Origin of the sequence: Pseudogemmobacter sp. W21_MBD1_M6, assembly GCF_052119585.1 — a bacterium.
Lineage (GTDB): Bacteria > Pseudomonadota > Alphaproteobacteria > Rhodobacterales > Rhodobacteraceae > JBGQOJ01.
In genome coordinates this window covers 1-7,407 of the sequence record NZ_JBGQOJ010000049.1, presented here as the reverse complement: position 1 = coordinate 7,407, position 7,407 = coordinate 1, and the positions used below count along the sequence as shown (strand labels likewise).

The following is a 7,407-nucleotide window of genomic DNA, read 5'->3' as shown; positions in this document are numbered from 1 at the left end:
CCACGTCATTGTCCTATCCCGCCCACCTGAAAATTAGAGAAAAATAGAGCGGCGGACAACTACGCTGACACAGGGGGATATCACCGGCATCTAGGTTTTGGCCGATTGCCGGAAGCGGGGCGTTTGCAAAAAAGCATATGAATATAATTTGTCGAAATGTCATAGCTTTGTATCCCCAATGATCGACGGTTAAACCGGACGTCCGGCGTCGGAGGCACGAGGATACAAGCAACCAACGCGCTTCACTTGGATTGTCGAGAAATAACATAATCTACCGATTCAATCAATCTGTCAGAGAGCCAGCCATTGAGCACGTGCCAGATAAATGCTGACATTGGCATCTAATCCAGCTGTCTCATCTGCGGCGATACATGGGGGACTGGCATGTCCTACGGAGCAGCCCAAGTCTTGTATTACAGCGAAATCAGCGCCGTTAGAGCGAACGCAAGATGTGTTGTACTACAACACATCTTGAACACATCTTGGCAAGGGGGCTCGCTGCGCGTCCCCGTTGCGTCCCCCACCAGAAGAAACCCATGCGTCCAAGCCTCATCCAGCCCATTCGGCGGTTCCATGAACACGGGCGGCAGCGGGGGGTGTTCGCGGCCCGTCATGGCGTCTTTGGAAGGTATGGTCATGAAAACCTCGATTCAGAAATGTACGGGTGCGTTGAGGATCACTTATGCGCTGCAATATGTCTTGTGGGGCAGTTTGGCCTGCATTTCGGCCCACAAGCTAGTTTGAGGTGCATAAGTGATCCTCAAAACGCAGCCCGCCCTTCGCAAATGTTCAATAGATCGGGGAAGGCCAAAACTGCTGGACGTCTGCCGCTGGACGGTTTGATCTCGCGCAGCAGCCCGTTGTCGCGCACTAGGCGCAGGATGCGCTTGGCCGTCGGTTCGGGAATATCGGCCTGCGTCACGAAATCGGACGCCACAAAGATCGGGCGGCTGAAGAACCAGTCCAGTGCGCGCACCCCGTATTGCGACCGCGTGGCCTCGACCATCCAGTCCTTGCGCGCGGTGTAAAGCGAGTGGATCGCCTGCGCCTTGGTCTGGTTCGTGCCCGCCTGTTCTATGATCGCACGCAGGAAGAACCCGCACCATCCGGTCCAGTCGCCATCCCGTGACACGGCCAGCAGGCGGTCGTAGTATTCGTCGCGGTGGCTTTCCAGATACTCCGACAGATAAAAGTTCGGGGCCGACAGCAGGCCCTTGGATTTCAGGAACAGCGGGATGATCAGGCGCCCCAACCGCCCGTTCCCATCAAGGAAGGGGTGGATAGCCTCAAACTCGGCATGCAGCACTGCAAGCTGGATCAGCGCGTCAGGGGCCGGTGCGTGGATATAGGCCTCCCACGCGCTCATCGCATCAGGCAGCGCCTCGGCGGAACAGGGTATGAAACGGGCCTGCTCAACGGTGCAACCTTCAGGGCCGATCCAGTTGGGTATGCGGCGATACTCGCCCGGGTCTTTGTTGCGGCCGCGCACACCTTGCATCAGGCGTTCGTGGGTCAGGCGGATCAGGCGTTGCGACAGCGGCAACTCGTCCAGCAGGCGCGATGCCTCTGCCAGTGCCGCGCGATAGTTTAGCACCTCGTGGATATCAGCTTTTTTTGGCGTGCTTTCGTCGCCCGGTTCGCCTTCGGCCTCGAATTCCAGCACCTCGCCAAGCGTGGCCTGCGTGCCTTCGATCCGGCTGGATAGCACGGCTTCCTGCGAGGTCAGTGGCGACAACAGCACATTGGGGTTGGGGATGCCGTGCAACACGCCCTCGTATCGCGCGACGGCGGCATTGGCGGGGCCAATCAACGGTAAAAGCTGCAACCAGTCGAGGGCATTAGGCGGAAAGCGGCCCTGATGATAGGCAACGGCCATCACGCCACCTCCTGTGCGATCTGCGGCGCCTTGGCCACCCGCAATTCTCCCAACATCAGGCGCGGCAGCAGCAGGTCGCGGGTCTGGGCGAGGATGCGCGCAAACAATGGAGCCACATTCGCCTCGAAAATAGCGCGGAAACTATCTGGGCCGACGACAAGAGATACCCAGAAGACGTTGTCGGCGAGATACGCGTCCGGGTCCTGAGCATCCTCGGGATACTCGGCCAGCAGCGCCTGACGCTTCAGTTCGAACCCAACTGAAATATGCTTTAGGAAGATTAGGCCAAGGGCGACGTGCTTATAATCCGACGGCTTCATATTGCCGCGCAACTTGTCGGCGGTCTTAAACAGGCTGGCTTCAATGTCGAGGTCAGAGCCGTTTTCGGTTGATGCCATTGATTAATTTGCCCTCTAAAACTTCTTTCCAGACCGTATTTCAGCCAGAAGCTGAAATCCAGACATTAAGCGGTATTCAAACGCTTTGCCCATCATCGACGTTGCCAAGGGCGCACTTTCGGCATCAGCGCCGTCAACTTAACCTCGCGCAACATGCCTCCCGCCAAGAGCCCATCGCGCACGCAATCCAGCGCCTGCCACCAGTCGTCATAGCCGCGCCGGGCGGATGCGATCTGCTCGGTATGCGGCCGCCAGGTCACGGGGCAGGCCAGCATCTCGATTGTGCGCCATTTGCCGCGGGAGAGAACCCGCTCTGTGCCGACGACCTCGGTGACCGCCCGCACGCCGTGCTGGTTCTCGCGTGTGTCCCGCGGCACGCAGCGCGGCACGACACCGGGCAACCAGTCCGGCGTCAGCCCGGCGCGGGCCAGTTCCGCCACGCGGACCGCCATGCGGATGCCGCCGCAGCTGTCAGGCATGCCGGCGACGGTGGCGGCGATGACTTCGGCGTCCTCGTGGACATAGCCGCCCATCTTGTGTCGTCCGCCATCTACCTTGCAGCCCAGGGCGGCGCGTTGCATCAGAACATACTCCAGCCCGAAGCCGCGACTTTCCTCACTGGCGTCCTGTCGCGGGGGTAGTTCCAACTGTGCCTTCTCGACCCGAAACGCCCATTCGAGGGCTGCCTGCACGCCCAGCGCGCGTTTGGTCTTGCCGCCTGCGCCGGGCTTCGCCCGCATGCCGGGCAGTCTGCGATCAAACTGGCTCATAGCACACCCCGCAGACGCAGCTGTTCCGGCGTGACCAGCTTGCGTGCAAGCATCAATCCGCACATGGCGCTGCTGATCGCGTTGGCGGGCAGGAAGCGATCAGAATTGACCATATCGGCGTAGAATGCCGCCAGTCGGTCATCGCTGGGACGGGGGCCGGCATCGCGCTTGCGTTGTCGCCTGGCTGCTCGGTCGCTGGCTGTGGCATGGTTTGCCGCCTCGGCGTCACGCCTTGCAGCGCGTTCCATCGCCCGATCAAGCGCCTTGGGCCCATCGGGCGGGGCAGGGTGCGTGTGGCGTGTCTCTCGGGCAACCTCGATGACCTGATCCTCGGACAGCCCGAGGTTCTCGATCCAGCGCTGCACATGCAGCCGAGCCGGCCAGCCCTGCCACCAGGCGGGCAATGCCCCGTCGGCATCGAAGCCCAGCGCTTGCAGCAGCTCGCCAAAAAAATCATCAAAGGCGATTTCGCGCCCTCGCGCGTCCTCCTCCTCCTTTACTGGTTCTCTTAAAGGTTCCCTTACAAGGTTAGTGTCCCATTTTGAGACACGGGAATCGCCATTTTTGAGACACGGGTTTGCATCAAAATGAGACACGGACCCGTGTCCCAAATCGAGACACGGCTCTGGTGGGATTGGCGCAGACAAGTCATTGCCAGTCCATGTTTTTTCTGGCCTATCCCCGTGTCTCATATCGGGACACGGGGGCTCGGGGTCATCCGCGTCGCGTGGCGCGTTGTCATCGCCCTCTGGCTCTCCGGGGCCGGACGGTGTGAAGCCTGGCTCAAAGCCGAGCAGGTAGCGGGTAGGCCGCTGCTGACCGGTCCTGGCATCGACATTTCGAATGCGGCGGATGAGCCCGTGGGCTTCCAGATCATCGAGATGGCGGTTGAGGGTGGCGCGCCCGATCTCGCAATCATGCGCCAGCCGCTCCTGCGACGGGAAACAGCCGTAATCGGGATTGAAGCGATCACACAGATGCCAGAGTACGATCTTGGTGGTGGGCTTGAGCCCGCGGCGCTGGATCGCCCAGTTGGTGGCGGCGTGGCTCATGAGGTGGCCCTCCGCGCCGAGGGACCGGCGCCATCGTGCCGGGCCCCTGCATCGTGCTGGGCTTCCGATGTACCGGTTTGCACGACCCGCGTGGTGAACCCGTGATCTGCCAGCGCGCCCAGCGCATCGTCGAGGCTGCGCACCAGCGCCCAGCCAAATCCCAGCGCCTGTACCGCATCGCGAAACGTCGCTTGCGCGGGACTGAGTCGTCCCTTCAGAGACTTCAGCTCCAGAAACAGCACGCGCCCGCCGCAGAGCACAATTAGATCGGCAAAGCCGGGATGCACCCCCATGCCGACCAGGATCGCCTGGCGTTTGGCACCGGGTGGTCCGGCCTCGGTCACCTCATTGGCGCAGTGATGGATGATTACCCCCTTGGGCAGGACAAAGCGCAGGGTGATAACAACCGTCCGCTGCAGATCTGCCTCCGGTGTCCCACGACGCTTCATCGCTCTACCTCCGGATCCAATTGTTGAAGGTGCCGCTGACGCAGTGGCATCCGTGCGTCGATCACAAACAGCAGGGCTCGGGCATCGCGGCGTTCGACTTCGGTCTCGCCATGGGCGACCAGAACATCGCACGCCAACCGCACTAGGTGGTCGGAGTGATGCACAACATCGGCGATGACAGCGCGGGCTTCGCGCCGCCGCTCCTCAATCCAGTCCTGGCGGACCCGGTCGCGTGCGCTGCGCTTGCGGAAGGGAAGGGGAATACTCATCGGCGCCCCCTCTTCTGACGTGGGGGCACGCTTTCCTCTTGGGCAAGCAACCACTGCTCCACGCTGGCGCGCCGGTAATACACCTTGCGTCCGATCCGTGTGGGGACCGGCCCAATGCGTTGCGTATTCCAACGACACAGTGTTTCGGTTGTAAGCTGCAGCTCGGCGGCAAGCTCTGAGCGGCTGATCAAATCCGACAGGATCGGCGTGATCCGGTCGGCCTCCAATACCAGTTCAGTCATCTGCGATTCCTTTTACGCTCGGGGCACATCCCCGAACGCCGCAAAGAAAGCAGGTCGACCCATCCGGAATTCAGGAACAAACCGGAATTTAAGCGGCACACGGCATTCCGAGTGTTTAAAAACAATAACTTAGCCAGCTTTTGTGTCCATTCGTAGGGTGCATGCGGCGCGCTCGCGCCCTGCGCGCCTGAGCAGTGAATCGCCAAAATGGTTTTTGGTCGCCATCTGATGCGCATTCTTGCGTTCCAAAGCGCGGTTTTGCGTTTGGCACGACCGGCATTGGTTTTGAGTGTTTCCGGCTTCTCGCCCTTAGCGTTAACTGTGACATCACCGATGCCGCAGTGGTTGTGTTATTATTGTTACAATTTCAACAGAGGCTTGGAGTCTGACCTAGGGTACCCCTCTGGTTCATTCTGCACAAAGCTGACGGTCACCCATCCTGCAGCTGCGCTGCAGAACCCAAGGGGCTTCTGGCGTCGGGCCGGAGCCGCAGTCTGCGCTCCGGCACTGCAATGCCGCAGCGTCTAATGACAGGAAAGCGATAGCGCTGCGGTTTCAAGGAAAACCAATATGCTAAAAATTAGAAAGGCGTTCTTCCGCCTGATCGACCTGCCGTCACGTTGGGGCTATAGCCTTGCCGATATCGGGGGCTGGGCGATTGCTGGCCGTCTTCAGATCGTACTGCCAATAGGTCCGGTTAAATGCGGCAAAGAGATCATCGCTGGGGTGGTCACGGTAAGCGCCACCGATGTGGCGCGCCTCCTTTACGGAGGCGACAGCCCGGAGCGAACTTGCTTGGTCCAGCGCATCCTGCCCCAGGAGACGTTCAATTGGCAATTCATCACCGAACCGGCGCAGGGCATCGAAGTGCGGCTCGCGGATTTAATCCTGCCTGTCAATGAGGTGGAGGAATTCGAGCATGTAAATGAACTTCTGGCCTTTGGCGGCAAGCCAGCGCGCCGTGTTGGGCGCCGCACCAACTATGACTGGGAGCACATGTTGGTGGATGTCCTGATCGAGGTGATCACCGAAGGGCTTCCACGCACCCAAGAGGACTTCTTTAAGTTAATGCTCGACTGGTTCGTCGAGCGAAGCCCGGATGGCGATATCCCCGATGCCAGCACCGTGCGCAAGCGTTTCGCTCGCGTCTGGTGGTGGCTGCAGGAAAAACTCTGACTTTAAATCAACGAGGACTGCCCTCAGGCAGTCCTCCCTGTGGCTTGGCTGGAATGCACAAGCCTCGGCCGCGCGCGCATGATTTCTGCGACCGAGTTGACCCCTTCACGCAGGGGGGTGTCCATCAGATGCGCATAGCGCTGCGTGGTGGACATCTGCGTATGGCCAAGCAAACGGCCAATCATCTCGAGAGAGGCGCCGCCGCTGACTAGGAGGGACGCGAAAGTATGGCGCAAGTCGTGAATTCGAACGCCCTCGACCTGTGCCTCTCTCTGCATCCTGATCCAGAAGCGGCGGATTTCTTGCACAGGCTGCCCGGGCGTATCGCCAGGAAAGAGCCACGGACTTCCCCGCGGCACGACCAGCCGCCGTTGCCGCACCAAGGTGGCCACATCTGCAGAAATCGGGATACGGTGGATCTTGCGCTGCTTGGTTGTGGCCGCCGGCTTGGACCAGCTGCCGAATTCGAGGTTGAAATCCTCGAAACGCGCCGTGCGCACCTCGCCCACGCGGGCACCGGTCAACATGCACATGCGGATAATGCCCGCGGCGCGTTGATCTTCGGCATGATCGAGTGCAGCCGCCAGCCGCTCTATTTCCTCCATGCACAAAAACCGCTCACGGCTGTTTTCCAGCCGCTGGTAAAATCCCTGAAAAGGATTGTTAATCCGCCATTCCCAATCAATGGCCAAGTTGAACATCTTGCGCATGACCTGCCCCATGCGGTTCGCGCGGATTGGGGTGGGCTTGCTTCCCTGAAGTTTGCGCGCACGCCTGTTGGGCTTCAGCTTGTGGGGCCGGGGGCGGCCCTTCGCCACCTCATTGAGAAAGCGCGATGCATCCTGCTTGGTGATCTCGGTTACAAGGCGGTCTCCCCAGTCCGGCAGGACCAGTTTGCGCAGCATGGAAATCTGATCCCCTTGCGACCGGGGCGCAAGCCGCGGCACGTGCTCCATGATATAGCGTTCGATCAAGTCAGAGACTGTGGGCGCTGTGCGTAATTGCTCGCGCTCGGCCCGGGGGTCGATTTCGGCGTCGACCAGCCGCCGCAGCTCTTTGGCCCGCTCTCTCGCAGCCGTTGTCGACCACTCCGGCCAGGCGGAACGTGTCAACGACTTTGAGACAGTGGCCTTTGGAATTTAGGCTTGGGTTTCTTCGGTTGGTTTTGGTGGGTT

The 7,407-nt window shown here is 60.4% G+C and carries 8 protein-coding genes and 1 pseudogene; 1 reads left to right on the top strand and 8 read right to left on the bottom strand.

Annotation, left to right across the window (positions count from 1 at the left end; all coding sequences use genetic code 11):
* Positions 1 to 760 precede the first annotated feature (760 nt).
* From ACEN2R_RS20380 to ACEN2R_RS20350, 7 genes are all read right to left on the bottom strand, one after another.
* Positions 761 to 1,876 carry a Fic family protein gene (locus ACEN2R_RS20380; protein ID WP_442044706.1) on the bottom strand — a complete coding sequence of 372 codons (1,116 nt, stop codon included), beginning with the start codon at positions 1,874 to 1,876 and terminating at the stop codon, positions 761 to 763.
* Positions 1,876 to 2,274, bottom strand: a complete 399-nt coding sequence (locus tag ACEN2R_RS20375) for a type I restriction-modification system subunit M N-terminal domain-containing protein (RefSeq protein ID WP_442044704.1) — start codon at positions 2,272 to 2,274, stop codon at positions 1,876 to 1,878. The genes ACEN2R_RS20380 and ACEN2R_RS20375 overlap by 1 nt, the downstream gene beginning before the upstream one ends.
* A gap of 92 nt (positions 2,275 to 2,366) precedes the next feature.
* Positions 2,367 to 3,044, bottom strand: coding sequence for a hypothetical protein (locus ACEN2R_RS20370; protein WP_442044703.1), 678 nt, complete (start codon positions 3,042 to 3,044; stop codon positions 2,367 to 2,369).
* A complete protein-coding gene (locus tag ACEN2R_RS20365; RefSeq protein WP_442044702.1) occupies positions 3,041 to 4,096 on the bottom strand; it encodes a helix-turn-helix domain-containing protein in 1,056 nt (351 codons plus the stop codon). The genes ACEN2R_RS20370 and ACEN2R_RS20365 overlap by 4 nt, the downstream gene beginning before the upstream one ends.
* Positions 4,093 to 4,545: a VRR-NUC domain-containing protein gene (locus tag ACEN2R_RS20360; RefSeq protein ID WP_442044700.1), complete on the bottom strand. Its 453-nt coding sequence runs from the start codon at positions 4,543 to 4,545 to the stop codon at positions 4,093 to 4,095. The genes ACEN2R_RS20365 and ACEN2R_RS20360 overlap by 4 nt, the downstream gene beginning before the upstream one ends.
* A complete protein-coding gene (locus ACEN2R_RS20355; RefSeq protein WP_442044698.1) occupies positions 4,542 to 4,814 on the bottom strand; it encodes a hypothetical protein in 273 nt (90 codons plus the stop codon). The genes ACEN2R_RS20360 and ACEN2R_RS20355 overlap by 4 nt, the downstream gene beginning before the upstream one ends.
* Complete coding sequence (locus ACEN2R_RS20350; protein ID WP_442044697.1) at positions 4,811 to 5,056, bottom strand: helix-turn-helix transcriptional regulator; 246 nt, start codon at positions 5,054 to 5,056, stop codon at positions 4,811 to 4,813. The genes ACEN2R_RS20355 and ACEN2R_RS20350 overlap by 4 nt, the downstream gene beginning before the upstream one ends.
* Before the next feature lie 570 nt (positions 5,057 to 5,626).
* Between ACEN2R_RS20350 and ACEN2R_RS20345 the strand changes: the two genes are divergently transcribed.
* A complete protein-coding gene (locus ACEN2R_RS20345; protein ID WP_442044695.1) occupies positions 5,627 to 6,232 on the top strand; it encodes a hypothetical protein in 606 nt (201 codons plus the stop codon).
* Positions 6,233 to 6,255: 23 nt separating this feature from the next.
* Here the strand turns inward: ACEN2R_RS20345 and ACEN2R_RS20340 are convergent.
* Positions 6,256 to 7,332 (bottom strand): annotated as a pseudogene (locus ACEN2R_RS20340) (tyrosine-type recombinase/integrase); the annotation flags it as partial.
* Between the last annotated feature and the right edge of the window lie 75 nt (positions 7,333 to 7,407).